This is a genomic window from Streptomyces jeddahensis, assembly GCF_001642995.1.
Classification (GTDB): domain Bacteria; phylum Actinomycetota; class Actinomycetes; order Streptomycetales; family Streptomycetaceae; genus Streptomyces; species Streptomyces jeddahensis.
Window position 1 is genome coordinate 100,709 of record NZ_LOHS01000084.1, and the last position, 25,244, is coordinate 125,952.

General features: G+C 69.8%; 23 protein-coding genes and 4 pseudogenes. 13 read left to right on the top strand and 14 right to left on the bottom strand.

What is annotated here, in order from left to right:
- Positions 1 to 46: 46 nt before the first annotated feature.
- Both STSP_RS17890 and STSP_RS17895 read right to left on the bottom strand, forming a co-directional pair.
- Positions 47 to 241 (bottom strand): annotated as a pseudogene (locus STSP_RS17890) (LysR family transcriptional regulator); the annotation flags it as partial.
- A gap of 117 nt (positions 242 to 358) precedes the next feature.
- Positions 359 to 1,312, bottom strand: coding sequence for an alpha/beta hydrolase (locus STSP_RS17895; protein ID WP_067278773.1), 954 nt, complete (start codon positions 1,310 to 1,312; stop codon positions 359 to 361).
- Between the two features lie 202 nt (positions 1,313 to 1,514).
- Between STSP_RS17895 and STSP_RS40260 the strand changes: the two are divergent.
- Positions 1,515 to 1,598: pseudogene (locus tag STSP_RS40260) on the top strand (siderophore-interacting protein); the annotation flags it as partial.
- A 73-nt stretch (positions 1,599 to 1,671) separates the two neighbouring features.
- Here STSP_RS40260 and STSP_RS17900 read toward each other — a convergent pair.
- The 3 genes from STSP_RS17900 to STSP_RS17910 all read right to left on the bottom strand — a co-directional run bounded on the left by STSP_RS17900 (position 1,672) and on the right by STSP_RS17910 (position 4,591).
- Positions 1,672 to 2,745 (bottom strand): maleylacetate reductase, encoded by a 1,074-nt coding sequence (locus STSP_RS17900; RefSeq protein ID WP_067278776.1) that lies wholly within the window; start codon positions 2,743 to 2,745, stop codon positions 1,672 to 1,674.
- Positions 2,742 to 3,140 carry a hypothetical protein gene (locus STSP_RS17905; RefSeq protein ID WP_157902855.1) on the bottom strand — a complete coding sequence of 133 codons (399 nt, stop codon included), beginning with the start codon at positions 3,138 to 3,140 and terminating at the stop codon, positions 2,742 to 2,744. Before STSP_RS17905 ends, STSP_RS17900 begins: the two co-directional genes overlap by 4 nt.
- Before the next feature lie 77 nt (positions 3,141 to 3,217).
- The gene (locus STSP_RS17910; RefSeq protein WP_408646319.1) at positions 3,218 to 4,591 is read right to left on the bottom strand and encodes an MFS transporter; all 1,374 of its coding nucleotides are present in this window, start codon (positions 4,589 to 4,591) and stop codon (positions 3,218 to 3,220) included.
- 264 nt (positions 4,592 to 4,855) lie between these two features.
- Here STSP_RS17910 and STSP_RS17915 point away from each other — a divergent pair, with 264 nt between their 5' ends.
- Positions 4,856 to 6,334: an MFS transporter gene (locus STSP_RS17915; RefSeq protein ID WP_067278783.1), complete on the top strand. Its 1,479-nt coding sequence runs from the start codon at positions 4,856 to 4,858 to the stop codon at positions 6,332 to 6,334.
- 132 nt (positions 6,335 to 6,466) lie between these two features.
- Here the strand turns inward: STSP_RS17915 and STSP_RS17920 are convergent, their stop codons facing one another.
- From STSP_RS17920 to STSP_RS17935, 4 genes are all read right to left on the bottom strand, one after another.
- Complete coding sequence (locus tag STSP_RS17920; RefSeq protein WP_067278785.1) at positions 6,467 to 6,811, bottom strand: STAS domain-containing protein; 345 nt, start codon at positions 6,809 to 6,811, stop codon at positions 6,467 to 6,469.
- Positions 6,812 to 7,005: 194 nt separating this feature from the next.
- The gene (locus tag STSP_RS17925; RefSeq protein WP_067278788.1) at positions 7,006 to 7,722 is read right to left on the bottom strand and encodes a maltokinase N-terminal cap-like domain-containing protein; all 717 of its coding nucleotides are present in this window, start codon (positions 7,720 to 7,722) and stop codon (positions 7,006 to 7,008) included.
- A gap of 25 nt (positions 7,723 to 7,747) precedes the next feature.
- Positions 7,748 to 8,284, bottom strand: a complete 537-nt coding sequence (locus STSP_RS17930; protein WP_067278791.1) for an NUDIX hydrolase family protein — start codon at positions 8,282 to 8,284, stop codon at positions 7,748 to 7,750.
- A gap of 324 nt (positions 8,285 to 8,608) precedes the next feature.
- Entirely contained in the window at positions 8,609 to 9,577 is a 969-nt protein-coding gene (locus tag STSP_RS17935) for an alpha/beta hydrolase (protein WP_067278793.1), read from the bottom strand.
- 203 nt (positions 9,578 to 9,780) lie between these two features.
- On the opposite strand from STSP_RS17935, the gene STSP_RS17940 reads away from it, so the two are divergent.
- A complete protein-coding gene (locus STSP_RS17940) occupies positions 9,781 to 10,944 on the top strand; it encodes a PP2C family protein-serine/threonine phosphatase (RefSeq protein ID WP_067278795.1) in 1,164 nt (387 codons plus the stop codon).
- 246 nt (positions 10,945 to 11,190) lie between these two features.
- Here STSP_RS17940 and STSP_RS17945 read toward each other — a convergent pair whose 3' ends face one another.
- Positions 11,191 to 11,619, bottom strand: a complete 429-nt coding sequence (locus STSP_RS17945) for an SRPBCC domain-containing protein (RefSeq protein WP_067278797.1) — start codon at positions 11,617 to 11,619, stop codon at positions 11,191 to 11,193.
- 5 nt (positions 11,620 to 11,624) lie between these two features.
- Positions 11,625 to 11,972 carry an ArsR/SmtB family transcription factor gene (locus tag STSP_RS17950; protein ID WP_067278799.1) on the bottom strand — a complete coding sequence of 116 codons (348 nt, stop codon included), beginning with the start codon at positions 11,970 to 11,972 and terminating at the stop codon, positions 11,625 to 11,627.
- An 85-nt stretch (positions 11,973 to 12,057) separates the two neighbouring features.
- Here STSP_RS17950 and STSP_RS17955 point away from each other — a divergent pair, with 85 nt between their 5' ends.
- Positions 12,058 to 12,789, top strand: a complete 732-nt coding sequence (locus tag STSP_RS17955; RefSeq protein WP_067278801.1) for a TetR/AcrR family transcriptional regulator — start codon at positions 12,058 to 12,060, stop codon at positions 12,787 to 12,789.
- Between the two features lie 396 nt (positions 12,790 to 13,185).
- Here the strand turns inward: STSP_RS17955 and STSP_RS41225 are convergent, their stop codons facing one another.
- Positions 13,186 to 13,821 carry a lamin tail domain-containing protein gene (locus STSP_RS41225; RefSeq protein ID WP_408646320.1) on the bottom strand — a complete coding sequence of 212 codons (636 nt, stop codon included), beginning with the start codon at positions 13,819 to 13,821 and terminating at the stop codon, positions 13,186 to 13,188.
- A 538-nt stretch (positions 13,822 to 14,359) separates the two neighbouring features.
- Between STSP_RS41225 and STSP_RS37200 the strand changes: the two are divergent.
- Positions 14,360 to 14,903, top strand: a pseudogene (locus STSP_RS37200) (TetR/AcrR family transcriptional regulator); the annotation flags it as partial.
- Between the two features lie 102 nt (positions 14,904 to 15,005).
- Here STSP_RS37200 and STSP_RS17970 read toward each other — a convergent pair.
- Entirely contained in the window at positions 15,006 to 15,995 is a 990-nt protein-coding gene (locus tag STSP_RS17970; protein ID WP_067278813.1) for an extracellular catalytic domain type 1 short-chain-length polyhydroxyalkanoate depolymerase, read from the bottom strand.
- A 199-nt stretch (positions 15,996 to 16,194) separates the two neighbouring features.
- On the opposite strand from STSP_RS17970, the gene STSP_RS17975 reads away from it, so the two are divergent.
- The 8 genes and pseudogenes from STSP_RS17975 (at position 16,195) to STSP_RS18010 (ending at position 24,146) form a co-directional block, all read left to right on the top strand.
- Complete coding sequence (locus tag STSP_RS17975) at positions 16,195 to 17,193, top strand: TauD/TfdA dioxygenase family protein (protein WP_067278828.1); 999 nt, start codon at positions 16,195 to 16,197, stop codon at positions 17,191 to 17,193.
- Between the two features lie 115 nt (positions 17,194 to 17,308).
- Positions 17,309 to 18,067: a 2-phosphosulfolactate phosphatase gene (locus STSP_RS17980; RefSeq protein WP_067278831.1), complete on the top strand. Its 759-nt coding sequence runs from the start codon at positions 17,309 to 17,311 to the stop codon at positions 18,065 to 18,067.
- 247 nt (positions 18,068 to 18,314) lie between these two features.
- Complete coding sequence (locus STSP_RS17985) at positions 18,315 to 18,887, top strand: TetR/AcrR family transcriptional regulator (protein ID WP_067278834.1); 573 nt, start codon at positions 18,315 to 18,317, stop codon at positions 18,885 to 18,887.
- A 198-nt stretch (positions 18,888 to 19,085) separates the two neighbouring features.
- The gene (locus STSP_RS17990; protein WP_067278836.1) at positions 19,086 to 20,267 is read left to right on the top strand and encodes an acyl-CoA dehydrogenase family protein; all 1,182 of its coding nucleotides are present in this window, start codon (positions 19,086 to 19,088) and stop codon (positions 20,265 to 20,267) included.
- 500 nt (positions 20,268 to 20,767) lie between these two features.
- The gene (locus tag STSP_RS17995) at positions 20,768 to 21,766 is read left to right on the top strand and encodes a BtrH N-terminal domain-containing protein (RefSeq protein ID WP_067278840.1); all 999 of its coding nucleotides are present in this window, start codon (positions 20,768 to 20,770) and stop codon (positions 21,764 to 21,766) included.
- A 116-nt stretch (positions 21,767 to 21,882) separates the two neighbouring features.
- Positions 21,883 to 22,557, top strand: a complete 675-nt coding sequence (locus STSP_RS18000) for an HAD family hydrolase (RefSeq protein ID WP_232789692.1) — start codon at positions 21,883 to 21,885, stop codon at positions 22,555 to 22,557.
- Positions 22,558 to 22,712: 155 nt separating this feature from the next.
- Positions 22,713 to 23,570 (top strand): annotated as a pseudogene (locus STSP_RS18005) (DNA glycosylase AlkZ-like family protein); the annotation flags it as partial.
- Between the two features lie 372 nt (positions 23,571 to 23,942).
- The gene (locus STSP_RS18010) at positions 23,943 to 24,146 is read left to right on the top strand and encodes a cold-shock protein (RefSeq protein ID WP_067278842.1); all 204 of its coding nucleotides are present in this window, start codon (positions 23,943 to 23,945) and stop codon (positions 24,144 to 24,146) included.
- Between the two features lie 23 nt (positions 24,147 to 24,169).
- On the opposite strand, the gene STSP_RS18015 is transcribed toward STSP_RS18010, so the two are convergent.
- Positions 24,170 to 25,195, bottom strand: a complete 1,026-nt coding sequence (locus STSP_RS18015; RefSeq protein ID WP_067278844.1) for an alcohol dehydrogenase — start codon at positions 25,193 to 25,195, stop codon at positions 24,170 to 24,172.
- Positions 25,196 to 25,244: the final 49 nt, after the last annotated feature.

The window sequence follows — 25,244 nt, forward strand, 5'->3', positions numbered from 1 at the left end:
AGCCGGTCCGTGCGCCCTGGCGGCGAAGCCCCTGGCGGCAGATGCCCTAGCGATAGGGCTCCGTGAGCAGTTCGATCGCGGCCTGCGTGGCCGGGCGCGGGTCGTCCCGCCACCAGGCGAGCCGTACGGCGATCGGCTCGGCGTCGCGGACCGGCCGGTAGACCACACCGGGCCGCGGGTACTGGTTCGCGGTGGACTCGGCCGTCATGCCGATGCGGCGGCCCGTGGAGATCACCCTGAGCCTGGGCACGCTGCCCGCAACCGTGTAGGTGCGGGTGACACAGAAGCGGCCTGATGCGGAGGCCCTGAACGTCGCCGGCCGTTCGGGGAGAGGCGGCCGGCGGCATCCCGCATCCGCTCAGGTGGCCTCGGGTGCCTCTGCGTGGACGGCCTTCCGTACATGCCGGGCAATCAACGCATAGACCTGCCGGGCCTTCTCGTCGTCCTCGCCGTCGTACCCGTGGTCGGCGCCGGGCACGTCGTGGTGCTCGACCAGGGCGCCTGCCTCCCGCAGACGCTCCGCGTAGCGCTCGCCCTCCGCCTTGAGGAGGTCGAACTCCGCGGTGATGACCACGGCTGGGGCGATGCCCTTGAGATCGGCGGTGTCCGTCGGGTGGGCGGGCGACACGAGCCGGTCGGCGCGTTTCCGCGGGTCCGGCACGTAGGAGTTGTCGAAGATCTCCGCCATCCAGGGGCGCAGCATCGGCTTGGCTATGGCGGCTCGCTTGTCCTTGGCGCTCGTCACGAGGTCCAGCGGCGGGTAGTGGAGGACCTGCAGTGCGATCGAAGGGCCGCCCTCCTCGAGGGCCTGGCGGGCCACGGCCGCGGCGAGCCCGCCTCCGGCGCTCTGGCCGCCCACCGTGAGGCGGCTGCCGTCCCACCCGTGCTCGGCGCCGTGTTCGGCGACCCAGCGGACGACCTCGTACCCCTGGCGGGGCGGAGCGGGGAACGGGTGCTGCGGGGCGACGGCGTACTCCACGTTGACCACGGCCACACCCGCCTGCGCGGCGAGGCAGCGGCACAGTGCGTCGTCCATCTCCGCGCCCTGCAGGACGTAGCCGCCGCCGTGGAAGTTGACGTGGACGGGCGGAGGCGAGTCCGGGGCGGCCTCGGGCAGGTACACCGTGACCTGGGCCGGGGCGACCGAGGTCGGGATCGTCAACTCGCGTGCGGTGCGCGGGAATTCCGGAAGGCGGGCGAGCCGCGAAGCCGTCGAACCCGGCCCGGAGGCGCGTCGGCTCGCCAGCAGGACAAGACGTTGCATGGCTTGGGCGGCGAAGGCGGCCACCGCCGGCCGGGCCAGGATGGACATGCGGCTCCGTTCGTTCTGCTCGTTCTGCTCGGTCGAACCGTTCTCCGTTTTCGGGTACTTGAGCCGGCGCTGGCTGTTCCCCGTTCGCCGCGATCGCGCCGGTGACGCACTCGATTATCAAGTTTCCTGTCGATGGGTGGCTGATCGTAACATCACTGGACCCGGCTGGTTTAGTGAGGCTACGTAAGGGAGAGGGGAGAGCCGCGGGGGCTGGCCGGTGGGTGAGGCGCTGGTCGAGGCGGGGCGCGCGCTGGAGTTCCCTCCGGGTCGCGTGCACGCGTTCGTCCGCCACCGCATAGGCCAACCACCGCATAGACCACATGGGCCCTCGGTTCCGTTCCGCCCTGCTTGCGTCGTGCCTATCGGCCCTCGCCCCCGGGGACACGGCCGTGCCAAGCGCCGTCGAGCAGACCCGCGACACCCTCTACGGTGATCGGCCGCGGATTCGGGTACGGAGCCGCCGCCACCCTCTCCGCGATCCCGCGCAGTGCGTCGGCGGGGACGCCCAGATCCGCGAGGGCCGTCGGCCCGTCGTGGGCTCGGGCCAGGTCGGACACGGCCACGACCGGGTCCCCTCCGGTGCCGCGCTCCATACGGGCGAACGCCTCCGGCGCGGCGGGCCGGTTGAACGCCATCACGTGCGCCAGCAAGAGCGTGTGCAGCTCCGCGTGCGGCAGGTCGAAGGTGCCGCCGAGGACGTGTGCGAGCTGGTGGTGCAGGCCCATGCGCGCCTGGGCCAGGCAGAGGCCGGCGAGCCAGGCCGCGGACTGCAGGCGTCCGCGGGCCTCCGGGTCGGCCACGTCGTCGAGCACCGCCGGAAGCGAGGTCAGGATGCCACCCACGGCCTCGGTGGCCAGCGCGTCCGTGACCGGACTTGCGGTGGGCGACCAGAGGGCCTCGACGGCGTGGGCAAGGGCGTTGACCGCGCTGGTCCTGGTGAGGCCGGGCGGCAGCGTAAGGGTGAGATCGGGGTCGTAGACCACCGTGCCGGGCACCAGTGCGGGATCGCGGCGCGTGGTCTTCACACCGTCCTTGGTCTCGCCGAGCACGGGTGTGACCTCCGAGCCCGCGTAGGTGGTGGGGACCGCGATCTGCGGCATTCCGGTACGTGCGGACACCGCCTTCGACAGTCCGATCGCCGAGCCGCCGCCGATCGCGACGACGCAGTCGGCCGACGCCGCCTCGACGACCGCCATCGCCTCCGCCGTGACGGCCACCGGGGTGTGCGCGGCGGGGCGGTCGAAGCGGGCCGCGAGCCGCGCGCCGAGTCCTTGGGCGACGCGGTCGGCCGCCGCCTTGGCCGAGGGGGTCGCGACCAGCAGGACGCGCCCTGTCCCGAGCCTTCCGACCTCCTGCGGAACGTGGTCGACCGCGCCGCGCCCCGTCAGCACGCGGCTGGCAACGGTCTCATGGATGGTGATGGATGTGCTCATGCGGTGGTCTCCGATAGGGGAACGGGCGCGGAAGGGCTTCGTGCTTCGTACCCCGGGCCGGGACACGGATCAATGCGCCGCCGTGGACGGCATGCGTGCGGGCGACCGCGCCGCCTGGGCGTGGTCCCCGGCACGCGCGGTGCCGCGGCCAGGCGGAGTGGCCACGTGCGCGCCAGCGCCCGCGCCGCTTCCATGGTGCCCGGTCGATGGACGAAGCCGATGGCCTCGTGCCACCGCTCCTTGGTGAGGTGGTCGAGGGCCTTCTTCAGCGGTGCGGCATCGGCGACGACCTCGGCGAGGTCGATGCGCTCGACGTCGAAGCCGCCGCGCTCGCGGGCGTACTCGGCGAACCACGAGCCGGTCTTCCACCCCACCGCCACCCCCACTGTCGGCATGCGGCCTGACCTCGGCGTGCCCCCGGGGGGCAACGCGCCAAGCTGCCGGGGCCGACGCCGGGCCCGGCCGCCCGTGATCAGACCCGATGGCGTCGCAGGGCCGGCATCGTGGCGGCCAGGGCCAGCATCGTGGCGATGACCAGCAGGCCGCCGCCTACGACAGCCGTACGTACTCCCAGGGCCGAAGCAGCAGTGCCATGCAACACGTCAGCCAGGCGTGGGCCGCCGGCGACCACCACCGTGAACACGCCCTGCATGCGGCCGCGCATCTCGTCGGTGGCAGCCGACAGCAGGATGGCTCCACGGAAGACCATGGAGATCATGTCGGCGATGCCGGCGGCGGCGAGGAACACCACCGCAATCCACAGGCTGGTGCTCAGTCCGAATCCTGTGATGGCCGCTCCCCAGGCCACCACTGCCGCGATGACCATCAGTCCGTGCCGGCGTGCGCGGGAGAACGTGCCCGACATCAGGCCGCCGACCACCGCACCGATCGGGATGGCCGCGAACAGCAGCCCGAGCGCGAGTCCTTCTCCGTACGGCGCATACGTCTCTGCGGCGAGCTGGGGGAACAGTGCCCGAGGCATGCCGAAGACCATGGCGATGATGTCGGCGAGGAAGGACAGCAGCAGTACCTTGCGCTGCGCGATGTAGCGGAAGCCTGCGACGATCTCGCGCCATCCCGCCCGCCCGGTCGCCGCTGTGGTCACCGGCGGCAGTGGGGGGAGTTGCCAGACCGCCCACACGGTGACGCACAGGGCCAGGGCATCGATCAGATAGAGCTCGGCCAGGCCGATGACGGGGATCAGGGCACCGGCGAGCAGCGGTCCGGCCACCAACCCCGTCTGCATGACCGTCGATCCGAGCGCGTTCGCAGCGGCCAGTTCCTCCTTGGGAACCAAGCGGGCGATGGATGCGTTGCGGGCGGGGGAGTTGAGGCCGAAGAACGCCTGCTGAAGGGCGAGCAGCACCATCAGCACCAGCACAGAGTCCAGGCTTGTGACGGCCTGGACCCAGAAGAGCAGCGAGGTGACGGCTATACCGCCGTTGGTGAGCAGCAGCAGTTTGCGCCGGTCCATGCTGTCCGCGATCGCGCCGCCCCACAGCGCGAAGACCACCAACGGCACAAGCCCGGCGAGGCTGGCGTAGCCCACCCACGCCGATGAGCCCGTGATGTCGTAGATCTGCTTGGGTACTGCGACGGCAGTGAGCTGGCTGCCGACGGCGGTGACGATGGTCGAGGACCAGAGCCGGCGAAAGGCCGGGCGCCGCAGCGGCCGAGTGTCCATCATCCAACGGCGCCACCCGCGCCCGTGGGAGGTTGTCTTGGGGTGCGATGCCGTGCGGGCGCCGGCGCTGCTCTTGTCCGTGCTGCCGTCACCTGTACTGCCTCCGTCGGTGCTGCTGTCACCAGTACTGCCGTGATCGGTACCGCTGTTACTCGTATCCACATTCGTCCTGGCTGCTCGTTGCATCTTTCTGTTCAGGACTCACTATCTCCGACGTGTGGTGGCTGCTCTTCGCCGGCTCATCCCTGTTCGGCCGGTATGCCTGCGGTGGACCGGGCGCCGAGACACAACAGTTAGCGCTTCCCCACGTGATCTCTATTGACGTCTTGATCATCCTGCTGCGACCTTAGCAAGCGCTTACTTAAGGCGCTCCGTGGTGACCGGTCGACAGCCGGTCCCATGGGGCACTCGCGTCAAGGGGAATGCATGCGCGACCTACTTGGGTCGGGACGGCCCGTAGCCGCCTCCGTCGCCACCGCCGAACCGCGTCCGGTCTTCAGCGGCCGCTACCAGCAGTTGTGGATGTTCCTGCTGCTCGGCTGGCTGATCAGCTACGCCGACCGGACGGTCACAGGCCCCGTCATCGCCTGGATGATCGAGAACAAGGCGGGGTTCATCGGCGACGCCGCCAACCCCGCCACCCTCGGCGGGCTCATCGGCTCGATGTTCTTCACGGGCTACATGCTCACCCAGTACGCCGGCGGACGGCTCGGAGACCGCTACGGCCACCGCGAGATGCTCGTCCTGTCCCTGGTGTGGGCGGGCGTTATGACCTTCGTCTCCGGTGTGGTCACCGGACTGGTCGCCTTCGTCGTCGCGCGCGTGCTCACCGGCCTCGGTGAGGGGGTCTTCTACTCGAACGACCGCACACTCGTCATCGGCCACACTCCGCCCGAGCGGCGGACGATGGGCCTCGGCGTCGTCATCTCGGGGCTGTCGATCGGCCTGACCGTCGGCGTCGTCGCCACCCCGTACCTGATCGACTGGGGCGGCTCGCTCGGCATGGGCGGGCGCGCCTGGAGCATGCCGCTCTACGTGCTGGGCATCGTCTCGCTGCTCGTGGCCGCGGCCACTTGGGCCTTCTTCCGGGCCCGCGGCGACCGGCCCCTTCGGCTCGGGCCCCCGCTGGTGCGGCTGCTCGCGTACTCGCTCCCGTCCGCTGTTGCCATCACCGGCTTGTTCCTGCTCACCGAGCGGCTCGGCTGGCCGGACTGGCTCACCGCCGTGGGCTCCGGCGTGTTGGCCGCCGCCATGATCGCTGTGGTGGTGCGCGAGATCGTCCGCACCGGTCGCTCCGGGGTGCTGCTCACCAAGAACATGTGGCTGCTCTACATCGCCTTCATCGCCGTGATGTGGAACCTGTGGTTCTTCTCCTTCTGGTCCGTACAGATCGTCAAGGAGAGCACGCACAGCAGTCTCATCGCGGCCGCCCTGACCGCCGCGTTCAACGCCGGCGCCGGAATCATCGGCTTCCCGCTCGGCGGCTGGCTCGCCGACCGGCAGGTGCGGCGCGGCAAGGGCCGCAAGTCGCTCGCCATAGCCTGTGCGGTCGCACACACGGTGCTGGCGGTGGCGTTCGGCCTCTCCCTGCTGGCCGGGCGCCCGTCGCTGTGGCTGCTCGGACTGATCCTGTTCGTCTCCGGACTGTTCTTCAACGCCCTGCAGCCGATCGTCCACAGCATGCTCGGTGACCAGGTGCCCGACGAGCAACGCGGCTCTGCATTCGGTGTGTTCAACCTTGTCGCCGAGATCGGCGCGGTGGCCAGCCCGGTCGTCAGCGGCGTGATGCGCGACGCGACCGGCAGCTGGGCGCCGGGCGTGTTCACCGCGGCCGGGATCATGGCCGTCTCGGTGGTGCTGTACGCCCTGGTACGGGAGCGGGTGCCAGGCGGCGCCGCGGCCTGACCCCGCACGAACGCCAGTGAACGAACTCCGGCTCGCCCCGCTCGGCATACCGCCGGGGGTAGTGGTGCAGCGGTCCGGCGGGCTTCTGCCCGTCGGACTGTCACTGTTCCTGCCGGTCAGCCGCGCGTGCGCTTATGGGGCCGTCAGCGCGGCGCCGAGCGAGTCGTAGATGGGGAAGACGCCGTACAGGCTGGTGAGGTCGAAGATCTTGCGGACGGTCTGACTCGCGATCACCAGTCTCAGGGCGCCCTCGCGTTCGCGGATGCGCTTGAGGATGCCGACGAACACGCCGAGGCCCGTCGAGTCGATGAAGGTCACCCGGCGCAGGTCGAGAATGAGGCGGAGGCGGCCGTCCTCGATCCGGGTGATCACGTGATCGCGAATGCGCGGCACGGTGTAGACGTCCACCTCGCCGTGGATCTCTACGACCGTCCAGTCGTTCTCATCGCGGTCGGCGATTTGAAAATGGGGCTCCATGGATCACATAAGGGCATTCCGGGGGAAAAGGTTTCGGCCCGTACCGCCCAGCCGGGGGAATCAGCGCGCATCGGCACGAAAAGCAGCGGTCGTGAGGGCCAGCCCGCCGGCAGAGCGCCACGAGAGTGACGCGGCCCCCACGCCCGCCCCTGCCTCGACGTGCGCGACGGCGCATCAGGCGAGTCCGCGGACCGTCAGCCGTTCGGTCGCTGGTCGGTTGCGGCGTCATGCACCACGCAGAAGAGGTCGCGCGCGCTGGTGCCGTCGGGCTGAAGCCAGCCGGCGGTGACGTGTCCCAGGGGCCGAGTCGCATCGGAGGACGCGGCGTCTCGGCCGGGGCCGAGGATCCGGTGGACGCGGATGACCAGCTGCCGGTCCGGTCGGGTCCCCGGGCCTGGGGCGGTGTCGGTCTGCACGAGGAGATCGGTGTGTTCCGGCCCGTCGGTCACGGACTTGAGACTGATCGCCGCTGAATGGCCGGTCTCCGAGAAGTGGCTCGTGACGGTTGGGTCGGGGGTGTCGCTGGCGCTCTGGGCCTGCGGTTCGCTTTCGCCGACGATCAGGGCGAACAGCTGGGCGACGAGAACCGGGTCGTGTGTTCCGTCATAGATCCACCGTCGTCCCAGCACCCCGTGTTCGGAGGTTCCCATGAGTGCGTGATCGGCTCCGTCCAGCGGCTGCCCGCGGTAGGTGAACGGCACCTGGTACGTGGCGGGCTGGTCTCCGGACTCGTCGGTGACCACCATGAACTCGATGCCGACATCGCCTTGCGGATCGTCGAGACGGAAGCCGCCGGCCTTGGTCAGCTTCGGTTCGCGCCCCGTGCCCGAATACCACGGCTGGGCAGGCAGCCAGGAGCCGAGAAGCTCCAGCTTGCTGGGCGTCATCGTGGTGCGGTGGATGAAGGCCATGTCTCCGTTACCCTTCCGGCTTCGCTCAGGACAGGCAGCCTACGTGTGCGAGTGCCTGTTTGAGGAGGACCCCGTGTCCGCCTGGCATCTCGTTCTGGACCAGCGGCGACGACGCCTCCTGCGGGCTGAACCAGACCAGGTCCAGAGCGTCCTGCCGCGGGCGGCAGTCGCCGGCCACCGGGACGATGTAGGCGAGGGACACCGCGTGCTGACGCGGGTCGTGGAACGCCGTGATCCCTTGCGTCGGGAAGTACTCGGCGACGGTGAAGGGCTGCAGTGATGCCGGAATCCGGGGAAGCGCCACCGGGCCGAGATCCTTCTCCAGATGGCGCAGCAGGGCGTCGCGGACGCGTTCATGGTGCATGACCCGCCCGGAGACGAGGGTGCGGCTGACCGTCCCGTCCGGGCCGATGCGGAGCAGCAGCCCGATGCTGGTGACTTCGCCGCTGTCGTCGACTCTCACCGGCACGGCCTCGACGTAGAGGATCGGCATGCTTGCGCGCGCCATTTCGAGTTCGTCGGGACTGAGCCAGCCGGGCATGGTTTCGGTCGTGTCAGACATTGGTTGATCGTACTTTCAGTGCGTTCGGTTTTGCGTCAGCCCCTCCTGTTTCGTGCGTGCCGCTCACGGTGGCGGCGAGGCGGGCGTCGGCGCAAGGGGACCACCGTGACGAGGACTTCGCCCGCACGCCGGCCGGCGGCCCGGGCCAGTCGCATGGCGTCCGGGTGTCCCTGGGCGAGGAGTTCACGTACGTCCGAGCTGGAGGCCGTGGGGATGCCGAGAGCCGAGTGCCTCGCCATCCCCGCACACACGTTCCCTGCGTGACGCCGTCCAGCAGGGTTCCGCGCCACCCCTGCGACACGGAACCCTGAGGCGTCTCACGGGTCAGGCGGTGCCGAGGGCCATGCGCAGTGTGCTGATCGCCTGGCTGATGGCGGCCTGGGCGGCGTGGGTCTCGCGCAGGGCGTTGAGCATGACGAAGTCGTGGATGATGCCCTGGTAGCGGACGGCGGTGACGGGGACGCCGGCCTGGCGCAGCTTGGCCGCGTACGCCTCGCCCTCGTCGCGCAGGACGTCCGCTTCGGCGGTGATGACCAGGGCCGGGGGCAGGCCCGTGAGCTGGTCGGCGGTTGCGCGAAGTGGGGAGGCCGTGATCTCCGCGCGCTCCTTCTCGTCGGTCGTGTACTGGTCCCAGAACCACTGCATGGCGTCGCGGCGCAGGAAGTACCCCTCCGCGAACTGGTGGTAGGAACCGGTGTCGAAGGCCGCGTCGGTGACGGGGTAGAAGAGGACCTGCTGGACGAGGGGAACGTCTCCGCGTTCCTTGGCCATGAGGGTCAGGGCGGCGCTCATGTTGCCGCCGACGGAGTCGCCGGCGACGGCGATGCGTGAGGCGTCCAGACCGTGCCCGCCGCCGTCGGTGACAACCCAGCGGGCGACGGCGTAGCTCTGCTCGACGGCGACCGGATAGCGGGCCTCGGGGGAGAGGTCGTACTCGGGGAAGACCACGGCGGCGCCTGTGCCGACGGCCAGTTCGCGCACCAGGCGGTCATGGGTGTGGGCGTTGCCGAAGACCCAGCCGGCGCCGTGGATGTAGATGATCACCGGGAGCTGTCCGGTGGCTCCCGCCGGACGGACGATGCGCGTGCGGACCTGGCCGGTGGGACCACCGGCCACGGTGACCCATTCCTCGTCGACATCGGGTTTGGCGATCTCACCTGACTGCACGTCGTCGACGACTCTGCGGCCCTCGACAGGGCCGAGGTCGAACAGGTACGGCGGGTTCGCGGTCGCTTCGGCGAAGGCCGCGGCGGCGGGTTCCAGGACGGGGCGGGGAGCGGTGTTCTCGGTCATGGGGATCTCCGTGAGTTTGTCAGGCGGCCCGGGAGGACCGGGTGTGGCTGAGGGAGCCGGGCGTCGGGCATCTCCTGCTCGAGAACTACTCGTACCGGGTGCGGCCACGGCCTAATCGATTCACTCACGGGGGGCGTACGGCTGGCCGGAACGCGGCGTCCCGGCAAGTCTGAGGCGACAGCCCTGACGACGGGAGCACGGACGTGGCGAGTGCCGGTGAGCCCTCCACCGACGTGGGGCGCGGCCTCGTACGCCGCGCCCGGCTGCTGCCTGTCGTCCTGCTGATCGGCGGCGGCCTGCTGGACGTACTGACCCCGCGGCAGTTCAGCGCGACCGCCTTCTACTCGATCGCGCCCATCATCGCGGCCCCGCTGATGTCGCTGACCGGGACCGTGCTGACCGGCATCGCCGCCTGTGCCGTCGATGCCGCCGTGCTGACCCGTTTCGGCTATCTGCCGCATGAGCTGGAGGGCGGGCTGACCGAACTGGCGTCGATCGCGGCCGTCGCGATCATGGCCGTGGTCATCAACCGGGTGCTCTACCGCCGCGATGTGCGGCTGCGCTCGGCGCGGGGGATCGCCACGGTCGTGCAGAGCGCGGTACTGCCGCGCCCCCGCAGCCGCATCGGGCCGTTCCGGATCGCCGTACGCTACGAGGCCGCGCTGAAGGAGGCGCAGATCGGCGGAGATCTGTACGCCGTCCAGAGGACAGGGCAGGGTCTCCGCTGCATCATCGGCGACGTGCGGGGGAAGGGCCTGGGCGCGGTCGAGGCGGTCTCCGTCGTCCTCGGGGCGTTCCGCGAGGCCGCTCACGACGAACCCACGCTGGACGGAGTCTGGCGACGACTGGAGCGCACCCTGGCCCGTGAACTCGAGTCCCGGCCGAGTCTCGACCGGATCGAGGGGTTCATCACCGCCCTGCTGGCCGAGATCGCCCCATCGGGCGACCAGGTCAGACTGGTCAATCGCGGCCACCCCGCGCCGCTGGTGCTCCTGCCGGACGGCGTGATCCGGGCCGCCGAGCCGTCCCGGTCGGCACTGCCGCTCGGCCTGGCGGTGCTGGACGCCGACCCGGACCGGGTCGCGGTGGACGCCGTGCCCTTCCCGGAAGGCGCCACGCTGCTGCTGTACACGGACGGCGTCACCGAGGCGCGCGACCGCGCCGGCGTCTTCTACGACCCGGTCACCGCCCTCGCCGGCCGCCGCTTCGCAGGCCCCGACGCCGTGCTGAACGCCGTCGTCGACGACGTCCACCGGCACACCGGGAGCGGCGGCGCGGACGACGACATGGCCTTGCTCGCGGTCACCGTCACACGGGGAGACGGCGGCGTGTACGGCGACGTCCGTGAGCCGAGAACCGCTTCATGACAGGACCCTGCGCAGCACGGGACACATCACCCGGGCGGTGCAAGGGCGGCGCTGTGCCTCTGCAGGATGTCGTGCGGGTATCCGGGATGGACGCGTGTGGCGGCGTCGAGGCGATCGAGCTGCGACGCGTCGAGCCGGACCCTCACCGCGTCGAGGGCAACCATCTACTCGGCCGGACTGCACGTCACGGGCATCTTCCGCTGGTCAGCCCGCCGACCAGCGGAAGACCGGCCTGCCGCTGGGGGGTCATCCCGCAGCGTCGAGCTGTGCCGCGAGTTCGTCCAAGCACCTCTGCCAGCCAACGGAGGCGCCGTCCGCAATCAGGGGATCGGCCATGACGTGCGTGAACACCAGGAGGCAGCCGTCTCCCTCGTCACGCAGCTCGATCCTCAGGTGATCGTCGAACTCGCGCTCCCTGCCGTCCGGGTCGTACTCGTCGAACGCGAACAACCGTGGCGGGTCGAAGTGAGTGATGGTGGCCGTGTAGAGAGTGCCCTCACCGTCGTCGAAGGCAAGCCGACCACCGGCCCTCGGCTCCATTCCTGTCACCCGGAACGGATACCACTGGCTCAGGTGGTCCGGATCGGTGACGGCCAGCCAGACCTTCTCCCGGCTGTGCTTCAGGCGGCGCTCGAACTGCAGGGCAGGACGCCCGTCAAAGGTGGTGGTACTCATCGTTCTCACGACTCCTCGGCCGCGTGACGCGACCTTTCCATGGGGGTGTCGGGCATCGTTTCCAGGTGCCGTTCCAGCGCGTCCAGGCGTTCGGTCCACAGGCGGCGATACGGTGCAAGCCATGCGTCGAGATCGGCCAACGGCTCCGGGCGGAGCACGTACCAACGGCGCTGCGCTTCCGCCCGCACCGTGACGAGTCCGGCGTCACGCAACACCCGCAGATGCTTGGACACCCGCGGCTGACTCATCTCCAGCTCGTGGGCCATCTCCCCCACGAGGTAGGGACGCCGGAGCAGTAGCCCGAGTATCCGCCGTCGCGTGGGGTCGGCCAGTAGGTCGAATGGCAGGGGCACACCATCAATATACCCCTCTGGTTATATAACGGCAGCCGTATTCAGCCCCAGCCGACGTGACGCCGAGAGGCCGTAGGCTTGCCAGGTGGCAGCGGAAGATTCATCAGTCGAGCCCGAAGCGGCTCAGGCACCCACCACCAGCTGGCGTGACCTGGCCGTGGCCCGGTCGGTCGATCCCGCGCGGTTTCGGGCCGAGAAGCGGGTGCAGCGATTCCTCGACGCCGCGCTCGAGTTGATGAGCGGCGACTACGGCAAGGACTTCACCGTCCAGGAGGTGGTCAAGAAGTCCGGCCAGTCCCTGCGGAGCTTCTACCAGTACTTCACCGGCAAGCACGAGTTGCTGCTCGCGCTGTTCGAGGAGTCGGTGCACAGCGCGGCGCGGCGTCTGCAGGAGACGATCGCCGACGAGGACGACGCTCTGGAGCGCCTGCGGCGGTTCACGGTCGAGCACTACCTGCTGTGCCGGCCCCTGCCCGAGGACAGCTCCGAGGGCAAGACGGTCATCCCCGGCATGGCGCAGTTCGCGCAGCAGCTCCTCACCGAGCATCCGAAGGAGGCGGCGCGGGCCTTCGCCCCCGTGTTCGCCCTTCTGCAGGGCCTCCTCGACGAAGCGGCAGCCCAGGGCGCCATCCGCAGCGGCCTCGACCACCGGGCGATCGCGGGCACGATGCTCCAGGCCATCATGTTCTACTCGTTCGCCGTGACCATCAGCGGTTCACCGGTGCGCTCGGACGGCAGCGACGCCGATGCGGTGTGGGATCTGTTCCTGCACGGCCTTGCGGCCGGCCCGCCGAAGCGGAAGCGTTCCACGCGCTGACGCCCGCGGGGCGACGCGGGTTCGCGGCGGTCGACTCGGACCACGCAGAGCCGACGAAGCACCACGCCCACCTGACGAAGGAGAGCGGAGACGCTCGTGGCGCATGCCTGCCGGGAGCCCACCACGGTCACGGCATGTGGACGGCCGACTCGGCAACGGGGACGGGGCCTTCTGGAAGCTCGACCAGCGCGTCGAGCCGCAACACCTCGAGCCGCAACACCTGGAGCAGCCAAAGCTCCGAGCGGCACGACCGCGCCCCGCGCCGACCGCGCCAACGCATCGGCCTCCAGGACCACGAAAGGTCCTGGAGGCCGATGTCACGCACAGCCCGCACGTTGGCAGAGCCGCGCCGTGGGGTGCGGGCTTCGTCCGGACTTCTGAGTGCCCCGCCGCGGATCAGCGGCGGCGGCCCCACGACACGATGTCGACGAGACGCCCTCCGTCGTCGTACAGGGCCGCGGTGTCGGACCGGTTGTCCCAGACGTAGCGACGGCGGTCCTGGTAGACGTCGTAGCGGGTGTCACGGCCGACGCCGGTGTGGACGCGGACGGTGGAGCCGGCCGCCAGCCGCAGGTAGCCGAAGCGGTAGCGGACACCGTCCTCGTTGCGCAGGGTCCAGCCGACCAGGTTGACGGCCCTGCGAGAGGTGTTGACGATCTCGACCCACTCGCCGTTCAGGGACCAGTTGGAGCCGTCGTCGAAGCCCGGGCTGTCGGCCTGGACGTCTCTGATCACGACCGCGGAGTACGGCGTGCGGTCGTGACGGCCGGGGCGGCCGTCGCCGGGGAACGGGTCCCGGTGGTCGCGGCCGAAGCCGTCGCCCGGGAACGGGTCCCGGTGGTCACGGCCGAAACCGTCGCCGGGGAACGGGTCGCGGTGGTGCCGCCCGGGGAAGTCGTCGGACGAGTGCTGTGCGCGGTGGTGACGGCCGGGGCCGTCGGCGGCGGCGGCGGAGACCGTGGCGGCGCCGACCAGGCAGCCGGCGGCGAGCGCGGCGGCCGTGAACCGGCGGGCGATGACAGAAGCAGACAACTGATGCTCCCTCAAGTCGTGCAGGCTGACCCGTTCTCGAGTCGGCCGTGCGGTTCGGCGTCTCGACCCCGGTGGGGCCGAGGACCATCACTGTGGAGCCGCGCGTCTGCTGAACACCGGAATGACGTTTCATGTTTCTAAAAGCGGACATTTCCGTAACCGTCTGTTTCATGGGGCACCTAGGTTCCCGCCACATGGCCCTGACAATCACTGACGGCTACACCGACCCGTGCGGCAGCGACGACAAGCCCTTGCCGGCTCCGCCATGCACACGTCCGGCCTTCCAGCGCACATCTCCCCTGCGCAAACCCGGACTTGTAACAGCAGCACCAGATCGGCATTCGCACGCACGCACAACAAGACGGCATGTGCTCGATTGGAGGGCCTGTCAGAGCGCCAGGCGGCGAAGGCCGGTGCCTGCGCGAGCTTACGGTCGTTCCGGCTTGCGAGCGAGGAGAGAAGCGACCGTCCGCTTCGCCCCTTCGCCGGGCTGTTGCACCAGTCGGGCAGTCACCATGAGTCCCGCCTGGCCCAACAATTCAGCGATGTGTCGGTGGCTCAGGTGGCCGAGGGGGCCGAGGTGTCCAAACGCACGCTCTTCGCGTACTTCCCGACAAAGGAAGACCTCCTGGTCCATCGCCTCGCCGACCACGAGACGGAGATCGCGCGCGTCGTACGGGCCCGCCCGCCCGGCACCGCGCCGCTGGCCGCGGTGCGGCGAGCACTTCCGCACAGGGCTGCGCGAACGGGACCCGATCACGGGGCTCAACGACCATCCCCAGGTGCGCAGGCTGCACCGCATGATCCTCGAGGCGCCCTCGCTGGTGGCCCGGATGGAACGGTTCAAGACCGGCGCCGAACGCGCACTCGCCCAGGCGCTGCAGGAAACGGCGGACACTCCGGAACTCACCGCGCGGCTTGCAGCCGTCCAGATCGTCGGGGCCCAGTGGGCGCTGGCACAGGACAACGCCGACCGCCTGGCGTACGGGGAGTCGGCCGACGAGCGCTATGCCGGTGCGGTGGCTGACGCGGAACACGCGTTCGCGCTGCTGGAGAACGGATTGCGGCAACTGGCCCCGCGCAGTGACTCTTGGCATCCGGCAGCAGCGAGGGGCCTGGTTCGCAACTGCGTCCGATCTTCGCCGCGTGCGCGCGGCGAAGATCGGACGCGCGCGTGGCCCGTCTCAGCCGAGGCCCCACCCGTGCCCCAGCCAGTAGGCCGCGCACATGTCGACGTCCAGGATGTACGCGCCTGCGGTGCCGCACTGCTGAGCACCGCTGCCCGGATCGACGGGCTGTCCGTGGCCCATGCCGGTGATGCTGTACGTCTCCACGACAGCCTTCCCGGCGGGGTCCCGGAAGACCTGGTGCGGGTAGCCCGCCACGGTGTCGCTGAGGTCAGCGGTCTGGTCCGCACCCTGCACGTTCGTCCACTGCTTCATCAGATCCGTCATGTTGACCGGCTTCACGGTGTAGTCGGCCGTCCCCTGAAAGACCGTCAGCGTGGGCCAAGGCCCGGTGTATCCGGGCCGGGCGGCCCGTACCCGGTCGCCCCACTGCTGGGCGGTCTGTGTGGCGCCGACGTACATGCACACGTACGGGGAGCCGGCGGCCTGCGCGCATCCGTACGGCAGTCCGGCGACGACGCCGCCGGCGGTGAACTTCTCCGGGTACGTCGCCATCATCACGGCCGTCATGCCTCCGCCCGCGGAGAGGCCGGTGACATAGACGCGGGAGGCGTCGCCTGAGACGTCGGAGAGCTGCCGGTCGACCATCTGCGCGATCGAGGCGGCCTCTCCCTGACCGCGCTGGATGTCGCCGGTCTGGAACCAGTTGAAGCAGGAGGACGCGTTGTTGGCGGTCTGCTGGTGCGGCAGGACGACGGAGAAGCCCCAGCGGTCGGCGAGCTCGGTCCAGCCGCTGCCGGTGCCGTATCCGGCGGCGTTCTGGGTACAGCCGTGCAGGGCCACGACGACGGGCCGGCCGGCGGGCAGGCCGTCGGGGACGTAGCGGAACATCTTCAGGGCACCCGGGTTGGTGCCGAAGCCGGTGACCTCCTCGACGGACGCGGCGGAGGCCTGCGGCGCGGGGAGGAAGAGGACGCAGAGGACGGCGGCCAGCACGGCCATCAGTCGCCCGCGGGGACGGGGTGTTGCGGCTCTTGTGGGGGTCATGCCGCGGGACTGTAGAAGCAGGACCGGGCCGCCGATATGGAGCCGGACCCCACAACCGGCTTGGCCGAGCTGTGGGTCACGCGACCCCTGCCGACGGGGGCGACACGCGGGACGCGGAGGCGAGACCCCGTCGCGGTGTCCGGCAAATGCTGACACGCTCTCTCAGAAGCAGGCGGCAGGCAAGGAGATCGGAGCGCGCATGACGACGGACCGGCGTACGGCGAGGGAGGCGTCACCGGCCGCCACGGGGGAGACGACGCGGGTGCCCGGAGTCGAGGTGAAGCCGGTCGCGGGTCATATCGGTGCGGAGATCACGGGAGTCGACCTGGCGGAGCACCTGGATGAGGCGGTGGTCTCGGTGATCCGGGAGGCGGTCCTGCGCTGGAAGGTCGTCTTCTTTCGCGGGCAGCGTCTGGACCACACCGGGCATGTGGCCTTCGCGCGCCGGTTCGGTGAACCCGTCGTCCTCAGGAAGCGCGGCAGCGCGTCGCCGCCGGACGTCCCGGAGATCGAGACGACGGCCGACCGGCTGGAGCTGGGCGGGCGTTACGGCATGGAGCACTCCGAGTGGCTGCAGCGGCGCCGCCACACCCCGCTACGGGGCTGGCACTGCGACCACGGAGCCCGTATCGACCCGCCGGCCGCCACGATCCTGCGTGCCGAGACCGTCCCGCCGTACGGCGGTGACACGACCTGGTCCAACCTGGCGTCCGCGTACGCAGGGCTGTCCAAGCCGGTACGCGACTTCGTGGACGGGTTGCGAGCCGAACACCGGCTGGGCGTCGGCTATCAGGCGCGGCCGGGTGACGACGCCTACGTGCGTCATCTGCTCGACCATCAGGTCGCGTCGGTGCATCCGCTGGTGCGGGTGCACCCCGAGACGGGTGAGCGGGTGCTGTTCGTCAACGGCTACTACCTCGAGCAGATCCAGGACGTCTCGCGTGCGGAGAGCCGGCTCCTGCTGGAGATGCTGCTTGAACAGGCGACCCGGCCCGAGTACACGGTCCGCTTCCGCTGGGAGCCGGGCAGCGTGGCCTTCTGGGACAACCGCTCCACCATCCATCTGGCCCCCGGCGACACCGCCCACCTCGACCATCCGCGGGTCATGCACCGGGTGATGCTGGCCGGTGACGTACCGGTCGGGGTGGACGGAAAGCCTTCGGAGGCGGTCGTCGGCAGTGAACCGGGGCGCTGGTGAGGCCGGTCTGCCGCCGCAGAACGGGTCCCGCACGAACCTGATCGCGGATGCAGCCGTGACGGCGGAGCCTTCGATGACCCTCCTCCGCCGACGGTGGCTGGGATGATCGTCGGCCATGGATGACAACTGTTTTCTGCAGGCAGGACATGGGGCGCGTTTCGACTGGGGTCCCGTGGGAGCGGAGCGTCTCGCACCAGATGTCGCGTGTCTGGTGGTCGTCGATGTGCTGTCGTTCACCACCGCGGTGACGGTCGCGGTCGAGTCCGGGATACGGGTCTTCCCGTACCGCTGGCGTGATGACAGCGCTGCGTCCTTCGCCGACCGGATGGACGCCGTCTTGGCCGTGGGCCGCCGGAAGACCACCACAACGGAGCCCTGGTCGCTCTCTCCGGCCGCTTTGCGACGCGCCCCCTTCACCCCTCGTCTGGTCCTCCCGTCGCCCAACGGATCAGCCATAGCAGCAGCGGCCGACGGGGCCGTCGTGGTGGCGGGTTCGCTGCGGAACGCAACTGCCGTCGGCCGGTGGCTCGCCACGCACGGTTATGGGACAGCCGAGCGCCCTGTCGGGGTGATCGCCGCGGGTGAGCGGTGGCCCGACGGCAGCCTCCGGCCGGCGCTCGAGGACCTGCTCGGTGCGGGAGCGGTGCTCGCCGCACTGCGGGAGCATGGAGGCGGCACCCCGTCGCCGGAGGCCGCCGTGGCGGCTGCGGCCTTCGCGGGGACTACGGATGTGAGTGCCGCGGTCGCAGCCAGCGCCTCCGGACGGGAACTCGCCGACGCGGGTTTCGCCGACGATGTCGCTGTCTCGACGGAGCTGGACGCCTGCACGGTGGTTCCGGTACTCACTGGCGGGGCCTTCGCAGCCGCTGAATGACGTCAGCCGGGGCGGCCAGACACCAGATGGGCTGGACCTGAGCCCCCATCAGCCGGACAGCCATGACGCGTGGGTGCCGCTCGTCGCAGCCCAACGGGGACTGCGCCGACCGTGCGGGGTTCGCCCCCTCCGGTGGCCGAGCGGCCGGCCATGCGCCGCGGCCGGACCTGGAGCGGCCCGCCGGGCTGCGGGCCGGGGCGCCGAGCTGCGGGCCAAGGGCGCAGAGCCGAGCCGATAAGCTGACGCCATGCCGTCCGCCCGCCGTACCGCCCGACAGACTGACCTACTGGAGCGCCTGGTGGCGCTGCTGGCGGCGGAGGGGTTCGCCTCATTCACTCTCGACGACCTGGCCGAGCGGTTGCACTGCTCGAAGACCACGCTGTACCAGCTCGCCGGGAGCAAGCAGGATCTGGTGAGGGAAGCGGTCAAGCACTACTTCCGTACCGCGGCCGAGGCCGTCGAGAAGAAGGTCGCGGACACCACCGCCCCGTCGGACCGCGTACTGGCCTATCTCAACGCGGTGGCCGAACAGCTCAGGCCGCTGTCCCGGCAGTTCCTCGACGACATGGCGGGCTTCCGGCCCGCCCGCGACGTGTACGAGGCGAACACGAGGCTCGCCGCCGACCGGGTACGGCAGCTGATCACCGAGGGCGTGACCGAAGGCGTCTTCCGGGATGTGCACGCGGCGTTCGTGGGCGAGGTCGCGGCCGCCACCATGCAGCAGATCCAGCGGGGCGAGGTGGCCGCACGGACGGGTCTCAGTGACTCCGAGGCATACGCGGAACTGGCGTCGCTGATCGTGCACGCCGTCTCGTCCTGACCTGCGCCAAGCCAGGGAATTCACCCACCGGCGGAGACCGACCTTCCTCGAACCGGCGCCCACGGCCGTACCTGTCGCGGTCGCGGGTTCTTCGGTCCCGGACGGTTTCGGGCTCCTTCGGGCTGCTTCAGACCCCCGCAGCGAGTACGCATAATGATACTCTCGTACTCACCACAGTATCATTTCGCGGAGGCCCCGATGCCCGCCACCCGCACACTGCCGACCCCTGAGGCCGCCGACCTCATCGACCTCACCCGCTCGCTGGCCGCGAAGGAACTCGCGCCCAGGGCGGCCGATGCGGAGGCCGACGAGAGGTTCCCGCGTGAGGTCTTCCGGACACTCGGCCGCGCGGGACTGCTCGGCCTGCCCTACCCCGAGGAGTACGGCGGCGGCGGTCAGCCGTACGAGGTCTACCTCCAGGTAGTCGAAGAGCTCGCGGCCGTCTGGTCGAGTGTCGCGGTCGGGGTCTCCGTGCACGCGCTCTCCTGCTTCGGCCTCGCGACGTACGGCACGACGGCGCAGAAGAAGGAGTGGCTGCCCGACATGCTCGGCGGCGAGCTGCTCGGCGCGTACTGCCTGTCGGAGCCGCACGCCGGCTCCGACCCCGCGGCCATGCGCACCCGCGCCGTCCGCGAAGGCGACCACTATGTGCTGCACGGCGCCAAAGCCTGGACCACACATGGCGGTCACGCGGACTTCTACACCGTCATGGCCCGTACCTCGAACGACCGCTCACACGGGATCTCGTGCTTCCTGATACCGGCGGACACTCCCGGCCTGACCGCCGACCCACCCGAGCACAAGATGGGCCTGACCGGATCGGCCACCGCCACCATGCACCTGGACGGCGTCCGCGTCCCCGTCCACCGCCGCATCGGCGAGGAGGGGGAGGGGCTGCGGATCGCCCTCGCCTCACTGGACTCCGGCAGGCTCGGCATCGCCGCCGTCGCCACGGGACTGGCCCAGGGCGCCTTCGACCACGCCGTCCGCTACGCCCAAGAGCGCGAGACCTTCGGCAAACCGATCATCGACCATCAAGGCCTGGGATTCGTCCTGGCCGACATGGCCGCCGCGATCGAGTCCGCCCGGGCCACCACGTTGTCCGCCGCGCGGCTGAAGGACCACGGCCTGCCCTTCACCCGTGAGGCCTCCATAGCCAAACTCCTCGCCACGGACAACGCGATGAAGGTCACCACCGATGCGGTGCAGGTGCTCGGCGGCTACGGCTACACCCGTGACTTCCCCGTGGAGCGCCATATGCGCGAGGCCAAGGTCATGCAGATCTTCGAAGGCACCAACCAGATCCAGCGCATGGTCATCAGCCGCGCCCTCAAGCAGCCCGCGAAAGGAACCATCACCGTGCTCGGCAAGGAGAACTGAGGCAGCTCGACAACACGGCGGCTCTCGCCAACTGCCGTGTGTCCTCATCGGCGGCAGCTCCTCGGCGTCGCGACCGTGGTTCTCCCCCTGGGGTGTCGTGTGCCCCCAGGGTCGGGCGGACCCGCGGCCGATTGGATACGCGAGCGGTGCCTCGCCTCTGGGCGCTCGCCGTCACCGACGCGGGCGAACAATAGTTAGCGCGGCGGTTACGGCCGGTGCCGGAGCGCTGCGGCAAGTGGGCGGACAGCACCTGGCCCAGCGCCAGCACGCTCAGGCCGAACATCAGGATGCCCAGGGGGACATGGAGCGACGGCATGTGCGCGATGCCTAGCACCACCTGCACCGAAGCGAGTCCGTGGGCCGAGAACGGACAGAGCTGACCCGGCGCCATACATCTGCCTTGCCCCGGTTGGCCCCGGCCCTCCCGCGCGCCGCCGAACAACCTACGGACAATTGATGACCCGGCTGATCATCCCGTCCCCGCGCAGGGAGAGCATGGCATGACCACAGTGAGAGACATCGATGCCCGCGGTATGCAGCACTGCGAGACGACAGCTCTGGGGGTGCTGCTGCGGCACCAAGGACTCGATCTGTCCGAGCCCATGCTCTTCGGGCTAGGCTCCGGTCTGTCCTTCATCTACTGGGACACCAAGAACATGGGCTTCCCCTTCCTCGGGGGACGGGTCAAGCCCTTCGACCTCACGAGAAACCTGGACACCAGACTCAAGCTGGAGCTCCTGGTCCAGGAGACCACCTCGCCCCGCAAGGCGTGGGAGAACGTGGTGGCCTCCATCAACGCCGGCCGCCCCGTCGGACTACAGCTCGACAGTTACTACCTGGACTACTTCGGGTCGAAGGTGCACTTCGGCGGTCATGTCGTCGCCATGTACGGCTATGACGACCACGACGCCTACCTGGTGGACACCGACCAGCAAGGCGGAGCGGTATCCACCAGCCTCACCAGCCTCGCCCAGGCCAGGGCCGCGCGCGGCCCGATGACCGCCAAACACCGGTCCTTCACGCTCACCGCTCCGAAGAACCTGCCCTCCCCACAGGGCCACATCATTCCCGCCATCACCGCCTGCGCCGACGCCTTCCTCAACCCGCCCATCGCCAACCTCGGCCACCGAGGCATCGAGAAGGCCGGCAAGCTGGTACGCACATGGCTCCAGCGGACCGACAACCCGCAGCGGGACCTGCCGCAGGCTGCCCTCTTGATGGAGAAGGCCGGCACGGGCGGCGCCCTGTTCCGTAACCTCTACCGCGACTTCCTCGCCGAATGCACCCAACTGCTCGACAACAGCCACCTGCGCACCGGACACAGGTTGTACGCCGAGGCAGCCACCCTGTGGACGGAAACCGCGGCACTGATCGCAGAAGCCGGTGAATCAGGCGATGCGCAGCGCCTCGTACAGGCAGGCACCGTCCTCAGCGATCTTTCACGCATAGAGCGCGAGGCCATGCAGGCGCTGAGCTGCCTGCGGAGCGAGGCCGTCTGACGCTGCTCACTGGGCACTCGATCGACCTCACCCAGGCCTAACGAGTACTGGAGGAGACACACGTAGTCGGGTTGGCCATCCTGTCGGGAAACCCAAGTGCCCGGAGGCTGTCGCTCGTGATCTACTCCCTCGGTGTGCCGTTGCTGATGCTGGATCTCGACAACACTCTGGTCGATCGCGATGCGGCCTTCCGCGCCGCCGTCCAGGCGTTCCTGGCGGACCACGGTCTGCCTGACAGCGACCTTGCGTGGGTGATGACGGTCGACGCGAGCGGCTATACCGCCCGCCATGATGTGGGCGCGGCCATGGCCGACCGGTACGGAGCTGCGGTGTCCACCACCGCGATCGATGCCCTTCTGGACACCGGTGCCGCCGACCGCGTCGTGCTTGCGGGGGCGACGCGTGAGGCCCTGGAGCGCGCACGGGCCGGCGGCTGGACCTGTGTGATCGTCACCAACGGCCGTATCGCGCAGCAGGAAGCGAAGATCCGCAACACCGGACTCGACCGGCTCGTCGACGGCTGGGTGGTCTCCGAGGCAGTCGGCCGTAAGAAGCCGGAACCGGAGATCTTCCATGCCGCCGCGCACGCCGTCGGAGTCGCCCTTCCCGGCGCCTGGGTCATCGGCGATTCACCGCACGCCGACATCGCGGGCGCGAACGCACTCGGTCTCCGAAGCGTCTGGGTCTCGGACGGCCGCTCCTGGACTCAGCCCCGCTATCGGCCCACCCTTGTCGCCGACGATGTCGGTTCCGCGATCGACTGCGTCGTCGATGCCCCGAGCCGTGGCTGAGGTTGTGAAACGGTGCCCGGGGTGGAGGACTGGCAGGCACTCCTCTGCAGGCCAGACCCGGTCGTAACGGCACTCAGGGCGCTGGCGGCCGTGGGCCGGTCCACGACACAATCCTGGGTCGTGGAGATCACCGCGCGCGAACTCCCACGCCGGCGGACTACCAGGTCTTCCGAGAGGCGATGCAGCCGACGCTGTATGCCTCACGGCTCGGCTACCGCTTCGCGGAGGCCGGGCTTACCCCTGCGGACGCCGGCGAACTGGTGCCGGAGCTGCTGAAGTTCGCCGACCAGCCGAGGACGGCCACGGAGATGGAGGCCTGGCTCGAACAGCGGCTCGGCGCCGGAAGGAAGGCCGGGCGTGGTGGGGACTGCGGTCGTACGCCACGCTGCTGCACGCCCCGGTCGGCGGACCGTGGTCCTTCGCCACCCTGCCGTCGTACGTCGCTGCGCAGACCGGGCCCGTGCCCACGGGCCGCGTGGCCAGGCCGGAGGCGCTGCAGGCCCTCGTCATGCGCTATCTGGAAGGGTTCCGGCCGCGTCGGTGGCAGACGTGGCGCAGTTCGCCATGGTCCAGCGGGCACCGGTCCGCGACGCGCTGCGTGCGCCGAGCGGCGTCGTCGAGGAGATGCGGGGACCCGACGGCACGACGCTGTTCGACGTTCCCGGCGCCCCGCGCCCGCCTGCGGACACACCGGCCCCATCTCGGCTCATGGCCATGTGGGACAGCGTCCTGCTGGCATACGCCGACCGAGGCCGCGTGATCCCCCGGACTACCGTGCGTTGGTGACCCGCAACAACGGCGACGTGCTGCCGACGCTGCTCGTCGATGGCTACGTCGCCGGCGTGTGGCGCCCGGTCGACGGCGGCATCGAGGCGACGGCCTTCCACGACCTTTCACCCGAGACCTGGGACGGACTCGCCGCGGAGGCAGAGTCCCTGACGATGCTGCTGACTGATCACGATCCCCGGGTCTACAGCCGCTACGACCACTGGTGGGCCAAGCTCTCCGGCGCTCAGGGCTGCTCAGGTGCGGATACTCCCGCGCACGCGCCAGAACTCCAGCACCGACACCGAACCACAACCGGAGTAAAAGGCGGCGCGGCCATCACACCTCAGGGAACTGATGGGGATTGGTCCAACCGGCCGCCGCCACCTGGCCGATCAGCGGGGGTGAACCCCATGGCACAGGAGACCTGCCCAACACCACCTCAGCCCATATGCCCGCGGCCACCAGCCTCTATCGGTCGTCGCCACACCGGGCGACTTGGCCGGTGCGTTCACCGATGGGACCCCGACTCAGATGGCAAAGTTCAGAAGCCGCAGCCGCAATGGGGCTGCGGGGTGCGGCGGCGAGGTCGCGCCGCGGTGTGAGACGAGGGTGGACTGATGGCAACAGGCACTGTGAAGTGGTTCAACGCCGACAAGGGCTTCGGCTTCATCCAACCGGACAACGGCGGCCCAGACGTGTTCGTGCACTTCTCCGCCATCCAGGCCACAGGCTTCAAGGAGCTGCAGGAGGGCGACAAGGTCGAATACGACGTCACCCAGGGGCCCAAGGGACCGCAGGCGGAGAACGTCTACCGCAGGTAGGTCCCCTCGGGAGTGTGGGCAGGTCAGCCGGTGGTGAGCACCATGCGGAAACGTGCGGCGCCGGAGAGCATCTTCCGGTACGCCTCATCGGTCTGCTCCAGCGGCATGATCTCCGTCATCGGGCGGATGCCGTGCAGGGTGCTGAATGCCATGGTGTCCTCCACGTCCAACGCCGTTCCGGACGGGTGGCCGCGCACGATCTTGCCGTGCAGGAGCAGCTGGACGGGGCTGACACCCAACGGCTCGGCATCCGCACCGATGACCACCAGTTCGCCGCGGTGGGACAGCCCGTCGACGGTCGCCGTGATGGCGTCGGAATTGGCGGCGGTGGCCAGGACCACTGTGGCGCCGCCCAGGGACCGCAGCGCGTCTGCGACGCTGGTGTCCGCCGTACTGTCGATGTAGTGATGCGCGCCGAGCTGCTTGGCGAAGTCGGCCTTGTCGGACCCGCGGGCGATGGCCACGGTCTCGAAGCCCATGGCGGCGGCATACCTCACTCCCAGGTGGCCGAGGCCACCGATGCCGAGGACGGCGACCAGATCGCCCGGCCGTGCGGAGCTGCGCCGAAGCCCGTTGTACGTGGTCACCCCCGCGCAGGCCAGGGGCGCCGCATCGGTCGCCGCAAGCGCGTCGGGGATCCGGGCCAGCGCGTCGACCGGTGCGATCACCACGTCGGCATAACCTCCGTCGTACGCCCATCCGGGAACCTTCAGGTTCTCGCACACGACGAAGTCGCCCTGTCTGCAGGCCGTGCAGTAGCCGCAGCTGCCGCCGAACCAGCCCACCGCCACCCGGTCACCCACCTGCCAGCCACGGCTCTCCGTCCCCTCGCCGAGCTCTTCGATGCGACCGGCGACCTCATGACCGGGGACCAGAGGAAAACGGACGCCCGGAAACACGGCGTCGACGAATCCAGCGTCGCTGTGGCAGATCCCGCACGCGTCCACGGCGATCCGAACATGGCCGGGGCCCGGCTTCGGTGTCTCACGCTCGACGATCTCGAAAGGCCCGCCGGCGGCGGCCACCTGAGCAGCTCGATACGTGCTCATCTGGACCTCTCCCGGGTCTGGCTGGGAACTGCCCTTGAAACCATCAGAC